The organism is Bacteroides ovatus (assembly GCF_001314995.1).
GTDB lineage: Bacteria > Bacteroidota > Bacteroidia > Bacteroidales > Bacteroidaceae > Bacteroides > Bacteroides ovatus.
In genome coordinates, this window is the sequence record NZ_CP012938.1 from 4,720,972 (window position 1) to 4,745,192 (window position 24,221).

The 24,221-nt window shown below is 41.4% G+C and carries 17 protein-coding genes; 4 read left to right on the forward strand and 13 right to left on the reverse strand.

All coding sequences use genetic code 11. The features are described from left to right. Nucleotides 1–23: 23 nt before the first annotated feature. The 12 genes from Bovatus_RS18015 to Bovatus_RS18070 all read right to left on the reverse strand — a co-directional run bounded on the left by Bovatus_RS18015 (nucleotide 24) and on the right by Bovatus_RS18070 (nucleotide 18,713). On the reverse strand, nucleotides 24–1,433 hold the full coding sequence (locus Bovatus_RS18015) for a putative oxidoreductase C-terminal domain-containing protein (RefSeq protein ID WP_004299597.1): 1,410 nt from the start codon (nucleotides 1,431–1,433) through the stop codon (nucleotides 24–26). A 4-nt stretch (nucleotides 1,434–1,437) separates the two neighbouring features. Continuing rightward, on the reverse strand, nucleotides 1,438–2,445 hold the full coding sequence (locus Bovatus_RS18020) for a Gfo/Idh/MocA family protein (protein ID WP_004299599.1): 1,008 nt from the start codon (nucleotides 2,443–2,445) through the stop codon (nucleotides 1,438–1,440). Nucleotides 2,446–2,451: 6 nt separating this feature from the next. Next, nucleotides 2,452–3,243: a glucosamine-6-phosphate deaminase gene (locus tag Bovatus_RS18025; protein WP_004299601.1), complete on the reverse strand. Its 792-nt coding sequence runs from the start codon at nucleotides 3,241–3,243 to the stop codon at nucleotides 2,452–2,454. Continuing rightward, the gene (gene nagA, locus Bovatus_RS18030; protein ID WP_004299603.1) at nucleotides 3,224–4,411 is read right to left on the reverse strand and encodes an N-acetylglucosamine-6-phosphate deacetylase; all 1,188 of its coding nucleotides are present in this window, start codon (nucleotides 4,409–4,411) and stop codon (nucleotides 3,224–3,226) included. Before nagA ends, Bovatus_RS18025 begins: the two co-directional genes overlap by 20 nt. A 17-nt stretch (nucleotides 4,412–4,428) precedes the next feature. Then, nucleotides 4,429–5,745 (reverse strand): sugar MFS transporter, encoded by a 1,317-nt coding sequence (locus Bovatus_RS18035; protein ID WP_004299605.1) that lies wholly within the window; start codon nucleotides 5,743–5,745, stop codon nucleotides 4,429–4,431. 6 nt (nucleotides 5,746–5,751) lie between these two features. Next, nucleotides 5,752–7,956: a beta-glucosidase family protein gene (locus Bovatus_RS18040; protein WP_004299607.1), complete on the reverse strand. Its 2,205-nt coding sequence runs from the start codon at nucleotides 7,954–7,956 to the stop codon at nucleotides 5,752–5,754. 23 nt (nucleotides 7,957–7,979) lie between these two features. Continuing rightward, nucleotides 7,980–9,548 carry a glycosyl hydrolase gene (locus Bovatus_RS18045; protein WP_004299609.1) on the reverse strand — a complete coding sequence of 523 codons (1,569 nt, stop codon included), beginning with the start codon at nucleotides 9,546–9,548 and terminating at the stop codon, nucleotides 7,980–7,982. Nucleotides 9,549–9,589: 41 nt separating this feature from the next. Then, nucleotides 9,590–11,287, reverse strand: coding sequence for a DUF5018 domain-containing protein (locus tag Bovatus_RS18050; RefSeq protein ID WP_008998011.1), 1,698 nt, complete (start codon nucleotides 11,285–11,287; stop codon nucleotides 9,590–9,592). A gap of 19 nt (nucleotides 11,288–11,306) precedes the next feature. Continuing rightward, complete coding sequence (locus Bovatus_RS18055; RefSeq protein ID WP_004299618.1) at nucleotides 11,307–12,941, reverse strand: RagB/SusD family nutrient uptake outer membrane protein; 1,635 nt, start codon at nucleotides 12,939–12,941, stop codon at nucleotides 11,307–11,309. A 12-nt stretch (nucleotides 12,942–12,953) separates the two neighbouring features. Then, nucleotides 12,954–16,103, reverse strand: coding sequence for a SusC/RagA family TonB-linked outer membrane protein (locus Bovatus_RS18060; protein ID WP_004299620.1), 3,150 nt, complete (start codon nucleotides 16,101–16,103; stop codon nucleotides 12,954–12,956). A 168-nt stretch (nucleotides 16,104–16,271) separates the two neighbouring features. Beyond that, nucleotides 16,272–17,459 (reverse strand): alpha/beta hydrolase family protein, encoded by a 1,188-nt coding sequence (locus tag Bovatus_RS18065; protein ID WP_004299624.1) that lies wholly within the window; start codon nucleotides 17,457–17,459, stop codon nucleotides 16,272–16,274. A 108-nt stretch (nucleotides 17,460–17,567) separates the two neighbouring features. After that, nucleotides 17,568–18,713 (reverse strand): AraC family transcriptional regulator, encoded by a 1,146-nt coding sequence (locus Bovatus_RS18070; protein WP_004299626.1) that lies wholly within the window; start codon nucleotides 18,711–18,713, stop codon nucleotides 17,568–17,570. A 232-nt stretch (nucleotides 18,714–18,945) separates the two neighbouring features. Here Bovatus_RS18070 and Bovatus_RS18075 point away from each other — a divergent pair, with 232 nt between their 5' ends. The 3 genes from Bovatus_RS18075 to Bovatus_RS18085 all read left to right on the forward strand — a co-directional run bounded on the left by Bovatus_RS18075 (nucleotide 18,946) and on the right by Bovatus_RS18085 (nucleotide 21,723). After that, a complete protein-coding gene (locus Bovatus_RS18075) occupies nucleotides 18,946–19,452 on the forward strand; it encodes an HU family DNA-binding protein (protein ID WP_004299627.1) in 507 nt (168 codons plus the stop codon). A 103-nt stretch (nucleotides 19,453–19,555) separates the two neighbouring features. Further along, complete coding sequence (locus Bovatus_RS18080; RefSeq protein WP_004299629.1) at nucleotides 19,556–21,097, forward strand: glycine--tRNA ligase; 1,542 nt, start codon at nucleotides 19,556–19,558, stop codon at nucleotides 21,095–21,097. 11 nt (nucleotides 21,098–21,108) lie between these two features. Beyond that, the gene (locus Bovatus_RS18085) at nucleotides 21,109–21,723 is read left to right on the forward strand and encodes an FKBP-type peptidyl-prolyl cis-trans isomerase (protein ID WP_004299631.1); all 615 of its coding nucleotides are present in this window, start codon (nucleotides 21,109–21,111) and stop codon (nucleotides 21,721–21,723) included. Nucleotides 21,724–22,074: 351 nt separating this feature from the next. Here the strand turns inward: Bovatus_RS18085 and Bovatus_RS18090 are convergent, their stop codons facing one another. Further along, nucleotides 22,075–23,109, reverse strand: a complete 1,035-nt coding sequence (locus tag Bovatus_RS18090) for a LacI family DNA-binding transcriptional regulator (RefSeq protein WP_004299634.1) — start codon at nucleotides 23,107–23,109, stop codon at nucleotides 22,075–22,077. Nucleotides 23,110–23,288: 179 nt separating this feature from the next. Between Bovatus_RS18090 and Bovatus_RS18095 the strand changes: the two genes are divergently transcribed. Then, nucleotides 23,289–24,221 carry an aldo/keto reductase gene (locus Bovatus_RS18095; RefSeq protein WP_004299636.1) on the forward strand — a complete coding sequence of 311 codons (933 nt, stop codon included), beginning with the start codon at nucleotides 23,289–23,291 and terminating at the stop codon, nucleotides 24,219–24,221.

Sequence of the window (24,221 nt, forward strand, 5' to 3'; positions counted from 1 at the left end):
GTTTCTAACACCTATTGTTTTGTTTATTTATTTCCTATCTTTGCCATTTCTACAGCAGTAGTAGTAATGTAATATTTAGCTAGTGTATTTTCATTTTCCCATTCCGGCATATCCTTATTGTCTACATAATGTAGGAAAGCCTTTGCCACTTTGCTGAAATGTTCTTCGTGTCCTAACCGTTTTTCCTGTGGTATGTCAATCAGATAAGTTCCATTCTTTTTGTTTTTGACAGATAAGAACGGATAAGTTATTTGAAGCTGTTCCACTGTTTTTTGTAATTGAGCTTCAAATGTCCGATTGTCAATGTCCGGTTCTTTCTGTATATATAGCTCTTTTACAAATCCATTTTTTTCATCCTGAACGATTTTTAAAGTGGCTTTACTTCCTTTCTTTATGGAAGTAAATGTATCTCCTCCGTTAGTGGGTGGAGTATAATTCCATGTGACTTTCATTCCTATACAAATCCCTTTAACGGTATAGTTGAGGCTTCCGTTTGCCATCACTTCCAATACATCGTTTTTTATGTATCGATTAAGATAAGTGGGAAAAGAATCGATTTGTGTCGATTGACTGAACTCTGTTAATGTAATTGGAGTTGGCCAGTGTTTGGCGGTATTCACAGTGACATCTGATTGATAATGAATCGTTTCATCAGGAAAACATTGCCAGTTGATGAGGTCGATCAGATGTGTTGTAACATCTGCAATGCCTTCTCCTTGTTGCTCTACATCATAATACCATGCCGGGCGAGTTAATGGTTTGCCAGAAACAGTCTTGAAAAAATGATGTACGCTTTCCATTATGACAGATGGATTGTCCGGTGAACCTTTTTGTAAATCTCCGAATAATTCCGTCTGATGCAAAAGCTCTTTTTCTATGATATTGAGAATATCATATCGTTCCGTCATCAGATCGTATAAAAGAAGATTCTTTTCTTTGGCGAGTTGATAGGCTTCTGTCAATAACTTGAAATCCTGTGGATTGATAGCCAGTGGCTTATCGGCAAGGACATGATATCCGGCTTTGATAGACTCCATGATATAGCGCGTCTTTTTTTGATTGTTTCCAGCCAATACTACTACATTACCTTTATGATCGGCAAGCATTTTCTGGAGATAATCATCTCCGGTATATACTTGTTTTTTCCATGTCGTAGGAGATTCCGCCCGCTGGTTATAGGAATCAATGCTTTCCTGATATTGATTGACGCCTGTTCCTTCGGGGGCATATATCCGGATGGTGTCACTGACATCTGTCAATGTCTCTTTTTGAAGCAGGCTGGCATGGAAATGTCCGGGATCGAGTACTACTATTTCCAATTGGGGTAGATCATTTGTCTCCATCCTATTCGCAGCTTGCTTTTTCGAGAAAGAACAAGAAACGACTATAAATAAAATTGCTATAATGGCAGTCCCTTTATATATAGATTTCATTCTCTTACTTTTTATAGGTTTTGATTAGTTTTCGTGCATCTTTCAAACCTTTTTGATAAGCTTCTTCCAATGTGACAATTCTTCCATTCTCTGCTTTACTCATATTGGATGCTTTCATAAAAGTGAATATTTCGATTGTCTCTTCTTTGGATATAGGTGAAATTCCTGTTTGAAAGTATTTAAGAATCTGCTCAAGAAGCGCTTTATAACCTTGGTAACCTCCTGCGGCTACTGCTCCTTTTGAAGTATAGGCAGTTCCACCATAAATTTGCGGTCCTTTTATAATCGCTCTGAAAGTTCCGATTCTACCATCTTTCCATCGTCCTACTACTACATCCCCTCTATCTGAAGACATCCGGTTGACTGATTCGCATCCTGTCCCCATAATTGTGTATAATGTTTCTACTCCATGAATACCATAGAAACCGAAATCCGGATGCGTTGGTTCCACTTTGTGAGGAGAATAACAATCGGCTCCAAGGATTTTGCCAAATTCTCCATTTCTTAATTTCTGGTTTTGAGGAGTAAATCTAAGAGCAGAAGAGGAGAAAACAGGTGCATTGTATTTTTCTGCCATTTCATAAATAGCGATTGCATCTCCTAAAGTAGCTCCGATAGGTTTGTCAATATAGCATATCTTACCTGATTTGAATACCTCGACGGCTTGTTCCAAATGTAGTCTGCCATCATTGGTTTCCAAAAGGACACAGTCTACTTTTTCCAGTAAATCTGCTATTGATGAGGTGATTTCCACGCCATTTGCTTTGACCTTTTCAATGTATCCGGGGATTCGTTCGTAACTGGATTGAATAGTCTTTGAACCGTACGGATACGCTGCTACTACCCTAAAACCTTTGGAAAAGGTCTCATCCGAACCACTATTAATCAATTCGGTGAAAGCGGTGGAATGGGATGTGTCCAGACCAATAATTCCGATCCGCATAACTTTTTGTGCGTGTATACTGAAGCTGATAGCCAGTAGTATAAGAAGAAGTGAGATTCTGTTTTTCATAATCCTTTATAAATTAATTCTTTCTGCACTTTCCGGATCCAAATATAACGAAGAATTTTCTTTTCTTCGCAATATGCTGGCCGGACATTTTTCTGAAACTTCACCATAAACAGTCTGATAGACTGCTTGAGCTTTATTTTTGAACGGGACGATGCAAAACATCCATTCAGCTTTTAGCAAAGCCGGTATCGTGAGTGTTAAAGCTTCTTTGGGTACTAAGTCTAGTGTCATGAAGCATTTTTCATTGACTTGCTGTTGGCGACATATTGGATCCAGCTCAACTACTTTCACAAGTTTGGGATCATTAAAGTCTGCTACATCCGGATCATTGAAAGCAATATGCCCATTTTCTCCAATTCCCAGACAAACGATGTCAACCGGGTGCTTAGTCAGCAAGTCTGCATATCGCTGACATTCCTCTTCAAGGTTTTCCGCCAGGCCATTCAGATAGTTGACTTTCTTGAAAGGAACTTTGTCAAAGATACGAATTCTAAGGAAATGTCCAAAACTTTGTGGGGCTTCCGGATGTATACCGATGTATTCATCCATATGAAAAGCGTTTATTCTGGTCCAGTCGATGCGTTTGTCATGAATCAGATGACTCAAAAACTCATTTTGTGAGGGGGCAGCGGCGAAAATCATATTTATTTCCGGTTTGCTTTCCAATAAGCGACAAATTTGGTCGCCGACTTCTTTTGCGGCTGCACTGCCCATCTCTTGAATGGACGGGAAAATTCGAACTGTTAATTGTTCCTGCTGAAAAACTTTGGTCTTCGTTTCATTTAGTATAGATAACATGGCCTTTTAATATTGTATTATTTATATTTATTTGATTATCAAAAATGACTATGTCGGCATCCTTACCGATTTCTAAAGAACCTTTTTCTTTGTCAATATGAAGAATACGGGCGGGCGTCAGGCTCATCATACGGACGGCGTCAATGAGAGGAACACCGGCTAAATATATCATGGTTCGAACCAGTCGGTCGGTTGTTGCAACACTACCGGCAAAAGCTTTCCGATCCGGCATTTTGGCCACTCCGTCTTCGATAATGACTTTCTGACCGTTGTTGAGGCTACCTAATATCGATTCACCGTCCGGCATACCCGCTCCTCTCATGGCATCAGTGCAGAGGGCTGTTTTATCAACTCCTTTGAACTTGTATACGAATTGGAGCAGGGGTTTCGGAAGATGTATGCCATCGGCAATAATCTCCACTGTCATATCTTCAATCAAGTAGGTGGCTTCTACTACTCCGGCATAGCGGAAAGCATTTTTGCGGGTCACTGATGACATGGCCGAATAAAGGTGGGTCACATGTGTATAACCTGCTGTAAAGGCTTTCTCAACTTCTTCATAAATCGCGTCGGTATGAGCGATGGAGGGGAGAATATGATGTTGTTGCAGAGTTTGCCCTAGTGCTAGAGCACCCTCCAACTCAGGAGCTACGCTCCAACGGATAATATCTTTTGAGGCTTCCAGAATGGCATTATATTCTTCTGCTTGCGGCTTTTTCAGGAAGTTCGGGTCTTGCGCACCACATTGTTTCGGTGAAAAGTAAGGTCCTTCCAAATGTAAACCGATAAACTGCGAACCATTGATATTCATTTCTTTGGCTTTCCGATATACGGTAAACGTCGTCATTAACTCCTCAATAGTGCTGGTGAGTGTGGTGGGAACCATTGCGGTAGTACCATACTTGGCATGTGTCTCGGCCACTCCGAGAAAAGCCTCAACAGTACCATCCATGAAGTCATGTCCTCCTCCTCCGTGGATATGCATGTCGATGAATCCTGGTGAAACATAATTCTGACGGGCGTCTATTACCTTGTCACCGACGAGCGGTTGATAGCTTCCATTGGGAATAATCTGCTCAATTTTTCCATTTTCGCATATCAATGTTTGGCCCATTTCTATGCCTGTTGGCAGGATGAGTTTTCCATTTGTTATGATGAGTCTTTCCATATTATTTCGTTTTTAATTTATTTCCAGGAGTCTATTTTATGACCTTTAACTGCAAAGAAAACCAAATATAAAAAACAGGGAATCAATACCCAATAACCGAAACGCAGACTATACATATCTGCCAGATGACCATATATCAGAGGCAGAATGGCATTGCCACATAATCCCATGATAAGAAGAGAGGAACCGGTTTTGGTGAATTTCCCTAGTCCATGAATGGAAAGTGGCCAGATACCTGCGTAGATTAAAGCATTCGGGAAACCCAATGCGTTCAGAAAGAAAATGGAGGCATTGGCATGATGACCGAACAGAGTTACTTCAAAATCTGCAAATACAACTCCGAATGAAAGGAGTAATCCGATGATGGTACAACCTATAAGTGCATTTTTTTGTGAAACATATTTGGGTATTAACAGGATCCCCAGCAGATAACCAATCATAGTACAGGCCAATGTATATGAGGGAAATGTTTTAGCTTCGAGCAGGTCCATACCCATCGAATTGGCATAATTAATGATTGTATCAATTGCGATAACTTGTGTTCCTACATGAAGAAATATAGCCACTGCTCCCAAGATAAGGTAAGGAAAGTCGAAAATACTTTTTCTGGTGTGATGGTGGCTACCTGTATCTTCCGTGCTGTTTTCTTCGTCTGTGTTGATTTCAGGCAGAATGGAGTAACGGATACCGATACCGGTAAACAGTAAAATAACGCCTAGAACAGCATAAGGCACAATGACGCGTTGTATTAATTCGTCAAGCATAGCGTTCTTTGTGACTATGTCTAAAGTCCCCGATTCTATAGTGGCAAAAAGCTCCTTGTCGGTAACATTTAATATCAATGCAGCAAATATGAGTGGTGAGACGATACCTGCGAATTTATTGCATATTCCCATAATACTGATTCGTCTGGCGGCACTATCAATAGGACCGATAATAGTGACATAAGGATTAGCAGCAGTTTGCAATATGGCTAATCCGGTACCGATGGAAAACAGACCGGCCAGGAATATCTCGAACTGACGGGCTAATGCTGCCGGAACAAATAAGAAAGCTCCTAAGGCGGTAAGCATAAAACCATACATAATACCTCGCTTGAATCCCACTTTCTTGAGAAGTACTCCCGAGGGGATAGCCATTACAAAGTAGGCGATATAAAATGCAAAGGCGACAAAATAGGATTCGAAATGTGTCAGTTCACAGGATATGCGGAAGTATGGAATCAGTATGGCATTGACCCACGACACAAATCCGAAGATAAAGAACATCCCTGCCAGAATTGCAATTGATATGTAGTATGTCTTTTTGCTGCTTATAAGGTTATTGTTTCCCATGTGTTTTTATTTTTTCAGTTCGAAATCTTTCTGTAATTTGATGTCCCGTGACGATGCGCCTATTAATACAGTAAACATACCCGGTTCGTCTTTCCAGCGTTTGCTTTCGGTATCGTAGTATTGTAAGGCGCGGCGCGGTAACTTGATAGTGACTTGTTTGGATTCACCCGGTTTTAAGCCAACCTTAGTGAACCCTTTTAATTCTTTAAACGGGCGTTCTACAGAACATTTGTTTTGATGCAAATATAACTGTGCAATTTCCTGGCCATATCGTTTTCCTGTGTTAGTAACGGTGAATGATACGGCAAACTCTGTGTCTGAGTCTTTCCATACAGGTTTCATCTTTATGTTTGAATAAGTAAAAGTGGTATAGGATAATCCATAACCGAATTCAAATAGGGGGACTACACGGTAAGTATCGAAGTAGCGGTAGCCGACCATAAGCCCTTCCTTGAAACGGACGGTGTCGTTTATACCCGGATATTCTCCAAATACGTGATCAGGCATATCTTCCAGACGCTTACACCAGGTAGTAGTCAGTTTTCCCGAAGGATTGACTTCTCCAAACAATGTACGTGCTAGTGCATTTCCTCCTTCCATCCCTAGAAAACTGCCGTGCAGTAATGCCGTAGCATCATTATACCATTCTCCTATCTCGACGGGGCCACCGGAGATTAGTACCACTACAGTGTTGGGATTAACCTCCAGGATACCTTTTAATAATCTGTCCTGTTGGTAGGGAAGCTTTAAATTCGGCTTGTCATACCCTTCACAGTCAGAACCATGTTCGTGGGAGGTTCCACCTATATAGATTACCAATTCTGCTTGGGCAGCTGTATTGATTGCTTTCTTATATAGCTCTTCATCGGATTTATCAAATTCGTTCGTGAACCAATGGCCAACCTTATACGCCTTTTTACTCAATTGATAACCGGGTGCATATTCGATCCGGGCCTTTCCATCTAAAAGATTTTGTAGCCCTTCCAAAGGAGTAACTTCATATTTAGCTTTAAGTTTTGTACTGCCACCTCCTGCTGCAAATACTTCGGTCGCATTTGCGCCAATCACTGCGACATTCTTGTATTGTGCAGGGTCTAGTGGTAGCATATCTTTGGAATTCTTCAATAATACCAATGATTCCTCCGCTATTTCTCTGGCAGCCTTAGTATGGGCAGGTATTGCAAGTTTGGCTGCCATGCCTGTGGTGTCATAAGGAGCTTGTCCTATTAAATCAAGTCGAATCATCAATTTCAGAATATTACGTACTTTTTTGTTGACAGCTTCTTCCGGAATCTCTCCATTACGTACTTTCTTCAATAAAGGATCGGCTAAATAATATTTATTGAAAGCATATTTCCCATTTTCTTTGATGCTTGTTCCCATTTCGACATCCATACCACACAGAGCTGTTCGCTCTGTGTTATGGACTGCATTCCAGTCTGATACGACTAATCCGTCAAATCCTAGTTCATCACGAAGTAAAGTATCAAGAAGATAAGGACTTTCCGTACACCACAACCCTCGAACCTTGTTATATGCCGCCATGGCTGCCATGGCTCCACCTCGTTGTATGGCAGCTTCAAAAGCCGGAAGATAAATTTCGTGTAAGGTGCGTTCGTCTACTTCTACACTCACTTTGTACTGGTTGTATGCCTGGCTATTCAGAGCAAAATGCTTCACACAAGAGGCTACTCCCTGTGACTGTACTCCTTGTATATATGGAACAGCCAGTTCACCGGAGAAGAAAGGATCCTCGCTGAAATATTCCCAATTACGTCCATTGAGTAAGGAACGGTGAATGTTGACTCCCGGAGCCAGGCTCACATGCTTACCGCGTGCTTTACATTCAGCTCCAAGAACTTCTCCATATAGCTGTGCCAGATCACGGTTCCAAGTAGATGCTAAGGCGCTTAATGCAGGTAGATAGCTACATGCGTCGTTATCCCATCGGGCGGATTCCCACCCATTGGCTACTCCCTCAAATCTTACTCCGTGAGGTCCGTCGGAGTAGTGCAGGTCGGGGATGCCAAGCCTTGGAACACCGGTACTTGAAAACATCGTGTTACTGTGCAACATTCCAATTTTCTCTTCCAAAGTCATTTGTGATAATAAACTTTCTATCTGTTTATCAGTACTTGCTACTTTATTACCAGTCAGGCAGGAGGAGAATATAATCAGAATCAGCCAGCTATATGGAGTCAGTCTTTTCATACTAGAATACTTGTTGTCTTTGATTATTTTGAATTATTCTTTCTTGTTTCAATTTCACTGTACACAGCATCCGGGATCAGATCAAGCCAGTAAGGATCCTGGACGAGTTCCTTGTACAGTTCAAGTGCCAGAGGGTCACTTTGCAGACGGCGGTCACCATTCTCTGCATTTTCGTGATTCTCCCATACGACGGCCTTGACACGTGGCTCTTCATCCTTCAGCTTAAACCATTCTCTTACCCATCTCTGGTGGTCGCATGTGCTGGAGTATCCTCCTTCACTAATCATGATAGGCTTGTCTGCCGATACCTGCTTGATTCCTTGCATCAGTGTGAGCGGATATCTTCTTTCTTCCGGATAAGTAGCACTAAGCGATGGTGGATAACAGCTTACTCCCAGCCAATCTACATACATATCTCCTGGATAATAGTTTTTCATTGCGTTTGCTTCTGTACCTGGCATGCTTACACTGTTGGGTGACCATACGAAGACATTGTAGGCAGTGACACCCAACTGTTCTGCAATGTTATACATACGTCTCCAAGCCTTGACATAGTTTGTGGGATCTCCGTAATACGGAGTCCAGCTTCCATTCATTTCGTTGGCTGGTCTGAACCAGATAGGTCCCATGTCACGTACTTTTTGGGCAGCTACTTCGGCGAAGTATGATTTGTGAAAATCGTCGAGTTCGCCATTTGCCATTTGTTGGGTGGGAATGACGGGCAGCCATCCGTAAAGGAAGAATCGGTATTTGCCCTGATAGTTTTTTCCCCAGTATTTCTCACGTACTGTTTGCATTTCGCTGAAATTTCGTCCCGGTTCCATATTCTGATACCATAAGATCATAGATAGTTGCTTTCCCACCAATTTTTCAAATAAGGCAACGGCACACTGGTCAGTACTTCCTTCGCGGTCTTCCGGATCGAATCCGTATAATGGTGGGAATGCTCCATGATAACACCCTTTTTCGGGGACGTACTTCATGTCATTATGAAATTCTCCCATTACCTTGATTTCGTCGATGAGCATCATCGTACTGGTGGAAGCTGAAGATTTGAGAGTCGCTTTCACATATCTGCATGCTACATTACTAAAGTCTGTTTTTCCCCAAGCGTCCGACTTTCCGTTGCTGTCGGAATAGGTAATTGGTGAGGCTGCTTTTTCCCATTGGCTTTTGTCCTTGCTGGTTGATACTTCTATTTGAGTAGGGAATACAATTTGTGATGTCGGATCGGAAATAGCATGTACTGATACTTCTGTGATATTGCGTAATGATCCCAAATCAATTATTACTTCTACAGTTTGTGCATCCCAACCGACTCCTCTGTTTTTAGTCGAGAGGGTACCGGTCTCCTCATCCGTCAGTTTGGTGCCGGATGTCCAGGGATCGAGAGGGGCTTTATCAGCATAGGCACTGTTGGCTACAACATTCATTTTATAGAATTTGCCTGCCGCCACATTAATAATGCTTTGTTCATTTGGATCTTTGGGCTTATTTGGATCAAAAGTAACTTCCCATGATCTCGTTTCTTCTGCATTGCAAGCGTATATGAGTATTGCAACTGCTATTAACCATAAATTTTTTAATTTCATATTTAGTGGTATATTATAAGGTTGATTACTGGTTGTTTGTATTACATATCAATACAGTCATATTGGTAGCAGGCGATGCCTCCATTAGAGAATACGAGATAAACGTATAGATAATAACCATTTTTGGCAACTTTAAATACGACATCTCCGGTTCCTTCGGTGTTTTGACCGGAATTCTCGAGACCTCCATATATCTTGTCCGGACATACTACTATCTGGTTATCGAATGAACCGCTGCTAAGGTCATACATACGGACAGCATCAGAACCAGTTACGGCATAGTTGAAACTATTTACATGATTGTAAATGACATAAGGTACTTTGTTGAACACGGCATAGTCTACGGCATTGATAATTGTGTTACCCGGAGCACCTGTATTTGCCGCTTTTATGCTATTGTCTGTTCCTTTAAACCAGTAGAAATAGCGTTTGGCAGAAGTGTCTGTGACATGGCTGGCCAAGAAATAGTCACTTTGAGTGTCGGTGTCATCAGCATAAATCACATCCGCCCATTTAATCCAGTTTGAAGTCAGTAGAGAGGAACTCATAATGACAAATTCCGGACTTTGTGATTGTAAAGTACCATTTATGACACGCCAGCGGGCGAATTGTACTTTACTATCTTTTTGGAATACCGGAGTTGTGATAAGGGCATTGGCATCCAAATCTCCCTGGATAGAGATCTTCCAACCAAATCTTATATTAGTGCCAGTTTTATATTCAATATATTTCTGTGGTTTCTCATTCACTCCATTAGCTTTCCATACGGTGAAAGTACCTCCTGATGGAGTATAGCTGCAGAATAAAATATTATTTCCCCGATCTGCTGTTGCATGGAAGTTTGAATTATCACCGGCAAATTGGCTGATATCCATAGAACCTGCTATTTCTCCGGTCTGGCTATTTAAGTAAATGGCACGATCATTGGCACGTTCGTTGATGACAACATATTTGTCGACTACTGCAAGTCCGGTCACTTTACCCGGTAGCAGAATACCGCTTATTTCAGATAGTCTTTTAGACCATAGTAGCTTACCGCTTCCTTGGCGAATACCTGCAACAGTTTTTTGCGGAATATCTTTTTTTACCGTATATGTTGCTTTATCTATACCATTCTGTGCTGTGACGACGATAGTCTGTTCTTGTTCATAGTCTAGTGCTTCTGTTTCGGGATTGGGACTGCATGTTGCTCCATGTGAGATATCAATGTTAGCTATCTGCTCCCCTACATTATCTATGGTTACTAATGAAATTGTTTTTTCGTTTTCATTAATGACTCCCAATAGCCCTATGGCAGGAATATCGAATTTGGTGATACTACATTCGTTGCTCTTACGGATTTCACCTATTACTTTGAATTCGGTACTAGTCCCGGAGGTCTGATCTTTCACTGTGATATAGTTGTCTTGGGTAAGATCCATATAAAGTAATGGTGGAGTTACACTGACATTATTCGCTAAACTGGCACTCAATCTTACCCGTTTTAGTGCAGAGGTCGGCAATACATTATCCGACAATTTGGGATAATTGTATGGGAAAACAAATGTGATTGAATGATTGGTATAATCTATCTCACCTTTGAAACTATTTTCGCTGCTGTCATCGTTCGGAAACGATGCAGTGATGCTGTTGATACCTTCGCGTTGAATGTCAGAACCCAACTCTTCAGGACTGTGACAACTAGTTACTCCCCATAGAAGAACTAATGCCTGGATGATTGATATAATTTTGTTTTTCATTGTTCTAAGAGTTTTATTGTTATTTCCATTCATCATATTGCTCAATCAATGAGTTATTCTTCAATTCTTCAGACGGTACAGGAAGGACATATAATTTCTTTATAAACTTGCGGTCCTGCCCGTCGCAATCAACATATTCGTATGTATTGGTAGCGCCAATGATTTTGAAGCCATGTGTGCGATAGTTGTTGTATTCAATATGGGCTAATTCCCAACGACGCATATCCCAGAATAAATGACCTTCATAGGCTAGTTCAACCTTTCTTTCATTTCTGTAATCTTTGAACCAAGCCTCGCCTGTAGAGGATTTACCCGGTAAATTCACTTTTACTCTGGCGCGTACCTCATTCATTGCACTTTGGGCTTCCCCGATCTTATTGAGTCGATAAGCTGCTTCTGCTTTGTTCAATAAAACTTCGGCATAGCGAATTTCAACCCACGGTTGGGCACTTTTCCCATTTTTGACGTCTGTCAGCGTTTCGTCTAACAATTTCCTTAAAAAATAACCGGTTGTGGTTTTGCCGTATGAAGTACCCTGTTCCCGGTAAGGCATAAACACACCATTCTTTCCGTCAAGGCTGCAATCCATCTTTTTCCCTTTCCAGGTACATCCTCTATAGATTACAGTTGCGGCGAAGCGAGGTTCCAGTTGGTCGTATGGAGGAGTTTCATCAGTAATGCCATGCCAGGGTGTCCAGTCTATCTTTTCTCCATTTTTGCTTTCATAACATTCTACCATTTCCTGGGTAGGAGTTCCTGTTGAACCATTGTCATAACCATCACATTGTGGTACATAATATCGGTCGAAAAGATGATTAGGCCCGTTGGCAGCATCATAATCAAACTCCAGAATCGCTTCTTTATTATTCCCTTTCCATGCATCTTCATATTTGTCCGTCAGACCATATAGTTTGAGTGCAATTACATTATTAGCAGCATCATAGGCATCCTGCCAACGTTTGGCATATAACATTGCTCTCGATTTCAGAGCATAGGCTGCTCCTTTGGTGATACGCCCTTTATTTGCCGCATCCCATTCCTTGGGTAAATTATTGGCTGCAAAATCAAGATCGTCGGCTATGAATTGCCAGGTTTCTTCAGCACTGCTGCGGGCTTTATTAGTTGATACCGGCAGATCGTCATACAAGATGACACCTCCATGTCTTTTGGCTAACTGGAAATATACAAATGCACGGAAAAAGCGTACTTGAGCTTCCCAAAGCTTATTTCTGTCTGCTGAAAATTCGGAATATTTTCTTTGTAGAGATAGAAATTGGTTTGTTTCTCGGATCTGTTTGTATGCTGTTGAACGTAGCCAGATACTGTATAGACAGTTATCCGGAGAGATAGCATCCGGTGTTAGTACATAAAGATTAGGATGGCCGGCTCTGTGTCCCAGCGTATATGAACCATACTTAAATGCGTCAGTCAGACTTTCTGTAAAACTTCCGTAGAATTGGGCCTCCCCAAATTGACCGTAATCATGCAGGAGGGGATAGAAACTATTCACATATTTGTCAACCTGGGTTTCATCTTGCCAGATGATTTCATCACTAACGGTAGTCGTTTGTTTTACTTCATCCAGCCAGTCGTTGCACGAACTTAAAGTCAGCAACATAAAGAAGAGTGATATATTAATACATAACTTTTTCATATAGCGTATATTTTAGAATGTGATTTTAGCTCCAAGTGTATAAGTCCTTTGTTGCGGATAATATCCATTGTTTACAGCTGGAGATTCCGGGTCGATGTTGTACTTGGACACAGCGCTGAAAGTCAGAAGGTTGTATCCCTCAACATAGAGGCGAAGAGCTTCCACTCCCAATGGACTCAACCATTTTTTAGGGAAATTGTATCCTATTTGCGCTGTTTTTATTCTCAAATAGTTTCCGTTACGATACCAGAATGTGGAGGCCAGCCCGTTATTCAAACTTCTCGGATTGATTTCCAGACAAGGGAACTCTGCATTTGTATTTTCGGGTGTCCAGGAGTTTGCCACCAGATAGACTGGTGCATTGCCATTCTGATAGAATGGACGCGTGAAGGCCGTAGCGCTTTGGATTCCGGATGAACCGGTTGCCGTATATACTCCGGTTAATGCAACATCGCTGCCAAGCCCCCATGATGCCAAAATATCAAAATCGAATCCTTTCCAGTTACCAAATAAATTGAAAGAACCTGTGTGGGTCGGTCTTGAGCTTTTACCTACATACCCCTGATCTTGATTGACGGTTATAATACCGTCTCCATTTCTATCCATATACTTGATATATCCGGGATAAGCCGGTCGGTCGGGCATGGTAGCGGAGTTGGCTATCTCTTCCTCACTCTGGAACAATCCTTGGGCAATGAATCCCATTTTCGAACCGATTTGCTTTCCGGTCAGTCGTCTGTATTCCGGTGTGTTTTCAGAGTCACCTGCATATTTGAGCCACCTTCCGTATGCGTATGACCAGATTAATTTGGCTCCATAGCTGAAACTTCCGATTCTGTTCTGATGTGTAAAGGTGACATCAAAACCCTTATAATCTGCTTTATTAACGTTGGCAGTTGAAAAATAATAGCCTCCCATAGAAGGAGTGTGCGAACCGGTTACAGAAGATAATTTGTCATATTCATATTTATAAAAAGCATCCAGTTCCATTCCTAATAATCCATTCCATAAAGTTACATCTATTCCGATATTATAGTTGAGGCATTGCGCCCATGTCAAATTGGGATTTCCCAATACGGACGGATAGATAGCTGTTTGACTGGCTCCGCCTATTACTACAGAATTGGGGGATGTGCTCATCGTATTTCTCCATTGGAAAGGCTGGATACCGCTGGTTGCAGTTTTTCCAATACCTGCTCTTAATTTCAGATTGTCTACCCAAGTAGCATGAAACCATTTTTCATTATTGATTCTCCAGGCAAGAGAGAGACCGGGCAGGGTGACCCAGCGTTTGTTCATACCACCAAACAGATAACTACCATCGTGGCGTAGTGAAGCCTCCAAATAATATTTGTCAGCGTAATTGTAGTTCAAACGACCTACAAAACCGGCTACACGTGTCTGGCTGCTGCTACCCGAAGGTATAGCAGGTTGCTCTTTCCCCTCTTTGGTGAATCCTGTGATTTGGTTCAACTCATCCAACTGAATGAAATCTAATCCGGTTCCCGTTACACCGAGATTGTTGCTATTACGTTCCCGTGTTTCGGCCAGCAATAATACTCCGATCGAGTGATCTCCAAATTTGTTATCATACGTGATACTGGTTTGCGTAGTGAACTCTTGGGCGCGTGATGCCGATTCGGATAATATAGGTGTATCTTTCAAAACACTGTAGTCCTTATGGTAGGTGAGTGTGGTAGTGGCTGCATTAGGTAAATCCATAATCATGACTTCATTCGGCTTGGTCAACTGTTTAGTCATCCCATGAACTAAGTCGTACGCTCCCTGGAATTTTAAACTTAATCCTTTAAGCCAAGGTGTGTCGTATTTCAGACTGAAATTAGACTGCATATATGATTGGTTGGACCTGTTATATCCTGAATCGTATATGGATGCGATAGGAGCTACCGGAGAACCGGAAGTCGGGGTTGAAACATCGTATATTTTCCCATTATATTCATAAGTGTCCTGTACGTATGGCAAAGCATAGCATACCTGTTGGGGAATATTCATCCAATCATCCGGATCGGCAGAAAATTTGGGAGCATCCCGTTTTTCTATACGCCCCGAAACACCTAATGACAGACTAAGTCCTTTAGCCAACTGTGCATCGATATTAGAACGAAGATTCATTCGACGGTATTTGAACTTATCTATATTTCCTTTTTCCTCCAGATAACCGATAGATGTGAAGAAACGAATCTTTTCACTTCCTCCTGATGCTGAAATATTATGATGTTGGCGAACACCGGTTCCATATACTTTATCGTACCAATTGGTATTTCCCCATCCGTCGACACCCTCGCGCATTTTGCGCACCATGTCGACAGTAAACACTTCCGTATCACCTTGTAGAAGACGGGCTTTATTGTACCAATAAGCATATCCCGGTCCGTCGAGCCATTCTTGTTCTTCTGCATTCTGGCTGATGCCCACAGTACCTGTATAGCTAATGGTGACTTTATCTGTTTGTCCCTTTTTGGTTGTGACAATGAATGCTCCATTTGCGTCCAGACCATAAACGGCTACGGCTGATGCATCCTTTAATACAGACACAGATTCTATTTCATTCGGATCGAGTCCGTTGAAGTCACTTGCGCTTCTTCTGATGCCGTCAATAACATAGATAATACCACTTTGCCCGCGTATGGACAAGGAGGCATTATCCGCACCGGGTTGTCCACTGGCTTGTACGGCGGAAATACCGGCAACACGTGCACCGATGATATTACTGATTCCCATGGTTGGGGCTTTAAGGATTTCTTTATCGGAGACAGTAGATATGGCGGCGGTCAGACTACCGCGCTTTTGAGTTCCATAGCCTACCACTACGATTTCATCCAGCGAGGAAACATCTTCTTTAAGAGTGATATTGATATTCGTCTTATTACCTACTTTGACTTCCTGGCTGACCATTCCGATATAGGAGAATACCAATACGTCATTCTTATGGGCATTAATGCTATATTTGCCGTCAACATTTGTAATGGTACCGACATTCGTTGCACCCTTGACAGCTACAGATACGCCAGGTAATGGTTCATCATTACCATCTTTCACAAACCCTTTTATTACTTCTTGTGCAAGACAATCGAGAGTGCACATTAAAAGAGTAATAAACAACGAGGTTACTAACCTTGGATTCCATCTGATTTTCTTCATTGCATGATAAGTTTTTAAATATTAGATCGTCGATTTGAAATTTTAATTTCTAACAATAGTCTCTTTAGACCGGTTAACTAGTTAATGATACAAAAGTATTCTGTTTCAAAGACATGTGCGGTGGCAAAAACGAAAAACTATCTTCAAAAAACGAAGAATAATGCATTGTTAATCTTCTTTTGGCGTTTTTCTTTTTAAGAACCATTCGAAGAACTTATATATAGTTTCGTTTGATTCGGGAGTAGGATCATGTTTGGGCCTGTTCGTCATTGCCACTCGATGATGATAACCCAAAAGCCGGTTGACTGCGACAGAGTGATTTAATGGAATCCATCTGTCTACATTATCAGAATAACCTCCTGATACGAGAAATGGGCGAGGAGCCAATAAAGAATGGAGTTCATGTAAATCATGCCCCTCTTTACATAGTCTGGCATAGACACTTGTTGAAGAGTTATTGCCGTTGTTGCTCCAGATCTTTTTCCAGGGTGGGGGATAATACCCCAAGTACCAAGGTTCCCAATAATTGATATAATTATCTTTGGTTTCATCAAAGACGATACCCGGATCACTCCAGGCGGTGCAGGCAAACTTTTCATATAAACAAGAAGCAAACATAGCCCATTTAGCACCGTAGGAGTGTCCCATGATACCAATTCGGGTAGAGTCGACACTTTCGACTCTGGCTAATACTTCCCAGGCATTGGCTGCCGCATAAGCAAGTACTGAAAGAGGTTGCATAGTGGAGTTGTTAATAGTCGGGTAATAGAGAGAGTAAGTCTTATCTTTGGTGGTCTGTTTAGTTCCTAATGAGAGAGTAACAAATCCTCTTTTGGTTAATTGGTAGGCGAAATCTCTATTAGCTTTTCCTCCCCATCCGATAGCTGTTTCCGGTTCGTAGAATACTGTGATAACGGCAGGATGTTTCCCTTTCTTATTTGGTTCCAGTAAATAGCCGTAAGTCTGTTCCAGAGGAGTCCAATAAAAACGCACTAAATGTTGTTTGAAATCTTCGCGTTCTGTGGTTTTTATAATCTCCAGTTTTTGATTGGTGATGATAGCCGGCCAATGACCGATCAGGTTCAACCATTTGTCTTTTATTTCTTTTCTTCGTTTTAGCCAGTCGTCTGCGTTTTTGACTGTATCTCCATTGTAAAATAAAAGAGGGTTGCGGTAAGTTCCAAATTTCTCCTGATACAGTGGTGGTGGGGTAAAGTAGGCAGATAGCTTCTCCCAGTTTCTTTTTGTCTGGTTAATCTCTAATCTTTTGCACCCCATTATTGAGGTGATCCCCCAATAAATAATAATAGGATAGATAATCGTTCTTGTTTTTCCTCTTATGGTATGTCTTTGCATAGTATTAATATCTAAAATGTATTTCGAAAGGTATGAAAACAAAGGTAGGTCATTCTCATGAATGATCTTAATGTCAAAACGAAAAACAGTCTTCAGAAAGCGTTTATTTTATCTTTGTCTAGTCTTTTTCTGCCGGTATTCAATAGGTGAACATCCTTTGAATTTTTTGAAAATCCGGGCAATGTTATTATAGTCTGTAAAGCCTACTTCCATTGCTAAATCGGCCAATGGACGGTCGGTTGTGAGCAGTAGATCTGCAAGATGATTACACCGGCAATTCAGAATATATTGGTATATAGAGGTATTCAGTGCGTTTTTGAATTTCACCTCAAAGTTTCTGCGCGATAACGGAATGTTTGCAAGCAGAGACTCTATGGTCAAATCGGAGCTGTAATGTGAATCTATATATTTCACTACTTCGAGAATGTAAGGGTCTTTAATATTGTGTTTCTCCGTCGATTGGCGTAGTTCGATGCGGATGGGGTTGATAACAATATTGAAAGTGCCTTCATGTTCCTTCTTTATTTGTTGATGAATAAGTCTGCCGATAGAATAGCCTCCTCTTTCTACTTCGAGCTCTATGGATGAAATGGGAGGGTCGGAAATATTACACATCAGTTCGTCATTGTCCACGCCTAATAAAGCAATTTCTTCCGGAATAGGAATATTCGTCATTTTGCAAGTTTCAGAAATGAACAGGGCGTGCGCATCATCACAACAAAATAGAGCGACTGGCTTTGGGAGTTGCTGCAACCATTGGCTTACTTCCATTCTTATCTCGTCTTCCTGCTTATCCGATTCGAAACTGAAAAATTCGCCTCCGATACGTTTTACCTCCTGCCGATAACCTTCGCAGCGTTCGTCAGACCAAACAACTCCTTTAACACCGAAATAAGCAAAATTGCGAAACATCCGTTTGGCAAAAAACTGGGCTGCCATTCTTCCCGTACCTTTATAATCACCTGTCAGATTAGAGTAAGTGACGCTCCGGTGATGATAGTTTTGTAGTACTACCGGAATATTCAGCTCCTTCTGCAAATCGATCGTGTCGTTGTTCCATTGCCCGATAATGGCGTCGGCTTTCCATTCTTTCGCCCATCTTAAAATGCCTTGTTCACCATGCATTGCGCTATAATAAGAAGGCAGCCGGTAAAAGAGCCAGGGTCCGTTTTCTTTGGAGTATTGGACAAGTCCCCGTAGCAGTTTCCTGTCAAATTCGCTTGAATAGTCTATCAATAGAAGAATCTTAATCATAGTTCTATGTTTTTCTTTAGTATAATGTAGGGATGCACAAATATAGAAGAATTCTTTTGTTCTCTCGCAATAAAGACTTAATTTTGTTGCAGCCAACACTTATCTGACACCCGGGTCTCATGAGCACTGACACCCGGGTGTTGGTATGCTTGACACCCGGGTCTCAATGGTGTTGACACCCGGGTGTCAGATAGAACGCGAGTATAAACGAAAAAAGAAAGGAGTATAAACGATGGCAGTGCCTTATGTAGTGAGAAAAAAAGCCGATTTAACATCGGGAGAAAGAAAAGAATTATGGTATGGTGTACCCAAAAAACTGATAGATCCGATTCGGAATAGAGAATTTGCCGAGTACATGGAAAAACGGAGTGGATTTCATCGCGGGCAGATAGATGGTATATTGACGGAAATGGTTGATGCTATCCGTAGTCTGTTGTCTATCGGACAGCCGGTTACTATCGAAGGACTTGGCACATTCCATACGTCACTGACCAGTCCGGGATTTGAACGCCCCGAACAGGTAACTCCGGGAAAGGTGTCCGTTTCACGTGTCTATTTCGTGGCTTGTCCTGAATTTAGCCGGGAAGTGAAAAAAATGAAATGCATGCGTATTCCTTTTAATCTGTATATGCCCGAAGAGATGCTGACCAAAGAAATGAAGAAAGCGGACCGGGAGCAGGAGCGGGAAGAATATGACCGTATGGTGGCACCGGAAATCGATGAAGAAGTTCAGGAATAAGATAAATTAATACCCTCCCTGTCTTATTTATGAGATAAATCCCTATCTTTGTGGCACTTTTTACGAAAAAAGCAAATTCAAATTAATAGATATAGAAAAGAAAATGGCACAAGAAGACGTTTTTAAGAAGCTTGTATCGCATTGCAAAGAGTATGGTTTCGTATTCCCTTCGAGCGATATCTACGACGGACTAGGCGCTGTGTATGACTACGGTCAGATGGGCGTTGAATTGAAAAATAACATCAAGAAATACTGGTGGGACAGCATGGTGCTGTTGCACGAGAACATTGTCGGTATCGACTCTGCCATCTTTATGCATCCTACTATCTGGAAGGCTTCCGGACACGTAGACGCATTCAATGACCCTTTGATTGACAATAAAGACTCTAAGAAACGTTATCGTGCTGACGTGTTGATCGAAGATCAGCTGGCTAAGTATGACGATAAAATCAATAAAGAAGTAGCGAAAGCTGCCAAGAGATTCGGCGAATCTTTTGATGAGGCTCAATTCCGTTCTACCAACGGACGTGTATTGGAGCATCAGGCAAAACGTGACGCACTTCACACTCGCTTTGCTAAGGCTCTGAACGACGGTAATCTGGAAGAATTGCGTCAGATCATTATTGATGAAGAAATCGTATGCCCGATCTCCGGTACAAAGAACTGGACAGAAGTTCGTCAGTTTAATCTGATGTTCTCTACTGAAATGGGTTCTACTTCCGAAGGAGCCATGAAGATTTATCTTCGTCCGGAAACTGCACAAGGTATTTTTGTAAACTACCTCAATGTACAGAAGACGGGTCGTATGAAAGTTCCTTTCGGTATCGCACAGATTGGTAAGGCTTTCCGTAACGAAATCGTTGCCCGTCAGTTCATCTTCCGTATGCGTGAGTTCGAACAGATGGAAATGCAGTTCTTTGTAAAACCGGGAACTGAACTTGACTGGTTCAAGAAATGGAAAGAAATCCGTTTGAAATGGCATAAAGCTCTTGGATTCGGCGATGCAAGCTATCGTTATCACGATCACGATAAACTGGCTCATTACGCAAATGCCGCTACTGATATCGAATTCCTGATGCCGTTCGGATTCAAAGAAGTGGAAGGTATTCACTCTCGCACTAACTTCGACTTGTCTCAACATGAGAAGTTCTCCGGCAAGAGCATCAAATATTTCGATCCGGAACTGAATGAGTCTTATACTCCGTACGTAATCGAAACTTCTATCGGTGTTGACCGTATGTTCCTTAGTATCATGAGCGCATCTTATTGCGAAGAGCAATTGGAGAATGGTGAAAGCCGTGTGGTTCTGAAATTGCCTGCTGCTTTGGCTCCGGTGAAACTGGCAGTTATGCCGTTGGTAAAGAAAGACGGTCTGCCTGAAAAAGCCCGTGAGGTTATTGACAGCCTGAAGTTCCACTTCCACTGCCAATATGACGAAAAGGATAGTATCGGTAAGCGTTATCGCCGTCAGGATGCTATTGGTACTCCGTACTGTGTGACAGTCGATCATCAAACATTAGAAGATAACTGCGTGACATTGCGTAACCGCGATACCATGCAACAAGAGCGTGTGGCTATCTCTGAACTGAATAACATCATCGCAGACAGAGTAAGCATCACTTCTCTATTGAAAACTTTACAATAAACCTTTAACGAATGAGTAAAAAGATCTATTTATTCTCCTTAGTATTGCTGGCTCTTGCATTCACTGCTTGCAGTGAAACGGAAGAGACGGGCAAATATGATAACTGGCAGGCACGTAATGAAGCTTTTATAGATTCAATAGCCAATGCTCATGCAAATACCGCTACACGTGGTCAGTTGGATTCTATTCATATGATTGCATATCCTGGAGTTCCTATCTATTTTAAAAAGAAAACTCCTGTGGGAGATGGGGTGATTCAAAATATTATCCCGCGGGCAACAGATGAGGTTACTGTATATTATAAAGGTTCTTATATCATTTGGGGTAATACTGGTGGTTATGTTGATAAACAAGATAACTTTATAGGGGAAGCGTTTGATGGCTCTTTTACTGAAGCGAATCCTAGCATTGATTTTTCAAGAACTGCGAACTTAACAATTAATGGGCTTGTGACTGGTTTGTCAGAGGTATTGCAACGAAGAAAAATTGGTGAACGTTTGGAAGTGTATGTTCCATGGAAATATGGTTATGGTAGTAGTGATTATACTCCAAAAGGTTCTTCGATTACTATTTTAGGTTATTCAACTTTAGTATTTGATATTCAAATGTTAAAGTGCGAAAAATAATCACTTATTATCATTTGGAATTTATTAAAATAAAGTTCCCTTATTCTAATCCTATTTCATCTATGGCAAAGGATAGAATAAGGGAGCTTATTATTAATATAGCATTGGTTTAGATATGATTTTTATTCTATGAATTATTTCTAAAACTGAAGTATTTCATATATTGTATTTCTACCAGGAGTAATACCATGGAAATTCTTATCTGCAGGTAAGTCATATCCTATAGGATTGTTCCATTTATCCCATACAATAGCTTGATTTGCATTCTTTTCATTTTCATCATCAATCCATAATCCTCATTGTCATGATGTCGTTTGACTACTCCTTATGTTTTGTTCCTTCTTGCTTATATTACAGAAGATTACATTTTTGATTTTTTATACTACTCTCCCTAATCTGCAAATGTGTTGGAATCGTCACCTGCTTGATAGTCTTATCTCCTTTTATCTGATCGATAAGTAGTTGGCAGGCAGTTTCTCCCATTTTATAGGTCTGATGTGATACTGCTGATAATTTCGGTTCCACATAATTAGCATGCTGCTCGTCTGTATACCCGATGATTGCCACATCATTCGGAATCCGGAGGCCGTGATTTTTGATAACTTCCATTGCTGCGAAAGCCAATGTGTCATTCATGGCAAGAATAGCATCCGGAGGCTGTGGAAGTGACAGTAAAGTTTCTGTGGCAATCTTGCCTTCCTCATAATCAATCTTCCGGCAGACTACCAACTCTTTTTCGATCGGAATACGATTTTCACGCAAGGCTTCCAGATAGCCATGTTTTCTTCTCTTTACAATATCCAGATGATTGGCTCCTCCGATAAAAGCTACCCGCTTACTTCCATTATCCAGAAGATGCTGTGTAGCTATCTGTGCGGATTGGACCCCATCTGCTATCACCGATGAAAATTGGTCGGTCAGGCAAACACGGTCGAACAGGATAAGTGGCATATTAATGTCTTTCAAGGCGGAGATGTGGGAGAAATCGGTTGTTTCTTGAGACAGACAGGCGATGATACCTTCCACGCGCATATTGACCAGATTCTCAATATTTCTTTTTTCATGCTCGTAAGATTCATGCGAGGTCGTGATAATCACGAAATATCCGTTGGCAATAGCCATATTCTCTATTCCATTCAGAATTGATGCAAAGAAATGAGTGACAATATCCGGAACGATCACTCCGATGATACGTGGCGCATTTTTCCGCAGGCTCATGGCAAAAGGATTGGGACGATAGTTCATCTCTTTAGCCAGTGCCTTTGCTTTGGCGCAAAGTTCACGGCTGATTTCCGGACTATCTTTTAGTGCCCTGGATACAGTAGGAATTGATACCCCCAATGCTTGGGCGAGATCTTTGAGTGAAGTATGTTTCCGGTTTTCCATTTGAAAGACTGCAACTTAGATTCTTTTTACAAAGAAAGCACATTCCCGGAAAATTAAAAGCATTTGAAGCAATATTTTTTACGTAAACCGTTACGTTGGTTTTTCGACCGCTCTCTGCTGCACTGAAACTATTACTGACCTATTTTTGTCGCATACAAAATGATTTAAAACCTAAAAGTATGCAATACCATGAAATCGGAAAGACAGGGATGAAAGTATCATCTCTTAGTTTTGGAGCTTCTTCTTTAGGAGGAGTTTTCCATGATTTGAAAGAAAAAGAAGGCATTCAGGCTGTGTTTACCGCTGTTGAGGCAGGAATGAACTTTATCGATGTGTCTCCTTATTACGGACATTATAAAGCGGAAACTGTTTTAGGAAAGGCACTTAAAGATCTTCCTCGTAACCGTTATTACCTTTCTACCAAAGTGGGACGTTATGGAAAAGATGGAGTGAACCTGTGGGATTACTCTGCAAAGCGTGCTACCGAAAGTGTGTATGAGAGCATGGAGCGTCTGAATATAGATTTTATCGATCTGATAAATGTACACGATGTGGAGTTTGCCGATTTGAACCAGGTAGTTAATGAAACTCTACCTGCTTTGGTTGAGTTGCGTGAAAAGGGAGTGGTAGGACACGTTGGAATTACCGACTTGCAACTCGAAAACTTGAAATGGGTAATCGACCATTCACCAAGCGGTACGATTGAATCTGTGCTTAGCTTCTGCCATTATTGCCTGTGTGATGATAAATTAGCAGACTTCCTGGACTACTTCGAATCCAAAGAAATCGGCGTGATTAATGCTTCTCCGCTTTCAATGGGACTGTTGAGTGAACGTGGTGTTCCTGCCTGGCATCCGGCTCCCAAACCCTTGGTAGAGGCTTGCCGTAAAGCAATGGAACATTGCAAAGCTAAGAATTATCCGATTGAGAAACTGGCTATGCAATTCTCCGTCAGCAATCCTCGTATAGCAACGACTTTATTTAGTACAACTAATCCGGAGAATGTGAAAAAGAACATCGCTTTCATCGAAGAACCTATTGACTGGGAACTCGTTCGGGAAGTGCAGGAGATTATCGGAGAGCAGAAACGTGTAAGTTGGGCAAACTCATAA

Coding starts and splice junctions, on each gene's coding strand:
- Bovatus_RS18015 (WP_004299597.1), bottom strand. CDS start 1,433: ATGAAATCTATATATAAAGGGACTGCCATTATAGCAATTTTATTTATA.
- Bovatus_RS18020 (WP_004299599.1), bottom strand. CDS start 2,445: ATGAAAAACAGAATCTCACTTCTTCTTATACTACTGGCTATCAGCTTC.
- Bovatus_RS18025 (WP_004299601.1), bottom strand. CDS start 3,243: ATGTTATCTATACTAAATGAAACGAAGACCAAAGTTTTTCAGCAGGAA.
- nagA (WP_004299603.1), bottom strand. CDS start 4,411: ATGGAAAGACTCATCATAACAAATGGAAAACTCATCCTGCCAACAGGC.
- Bovatus_RS18035 (WP_004299605.1), bottom strand. CDS start 5,745: ATGGGAAACAATAACCTTATAAGCAGCAAAAAGACATACTACATATCA.
- Bovatus_RS18040 (WP_004299607.1), bottom strand. CDS start 7,956: ATGAAAAGACTGACTCCATATAGCTGGCTGATTCTGATTATATTCTCC.
- Bovatus_RS18045 (WP_004299609.1), bottom strand. CDS start 9,548: ATGAAATTAAAAAATTTATGGTTAATAGCAGTTGCAATACTCATATAC.
- Bovatus_RS18050 (WP_008998011.1), bottom strand. CDS start 11,287: ATGAAAAACAAAATTATATCAATCATCCAGGCATTAGTTCTTCTATGG.
- Bovatus_RS18055 (WP_004299618.1), bottom strand. CDS start 12,941: ATGAAAAAGTTATGTATTAATATATCACTCTTCTTTATGTTGCTGACT.
- Bovatus_RS18060 (WP_004299620.1), bottom strand. CDS start 16,103: ATGAAGAAAATCAGATGGAATCCAAGGTTAGTAACCTCGTTGTTTATT.
- Bovatus_RS18065 (WP_004299624.1), bottom strand. CDS start 17,459: ATGCAAAGACATACCATAAGAGGAAAAACAAGAACGATTATCTATCCT.
- Bovatus_RS18070 (WP_004299626.1), bottom strand. CDS start 18,713: ATGATTAAGATTCTTCTATTGATAGACTATTCAAGCGAATTTGACAGG.
- Bovatus_RS18075 (WP_004299627.1), top strand. CDS start 18,946: ATGGCAGTGCCTTATGTAGTGAGAAAAAAAGCCGATTTAACATCGGGA.
- Bovatus_RS18080 (WP_004299629.1), top strand. CDS start 19,556: ATGGCACAAGAAGACGTTTTTAAGAAGCTTGTATCGCATTGCAAAGAG.
- Bovatus_RS18085 (WP_004299631.1), top strand. CDS start 21,109: ATGAGTAAAAAGATCTATTTATTCTCCTTAGTATTGCTGGCTCTTGCA.
- Bovatus_RS18090 (WP_004299634.1), bottom strand. CDS start 23,109: ATGGAAAACCGGAAACATACTTCACTCAAAGATCTCGCCCAAGCATTG.
- Bovatus_RS18095 (WP_004299636.1), top strand. CDS start 23,289: ATGCAATACCATGAAATCGGAAAGACAGGGATGAAAGTATCATCTCTT.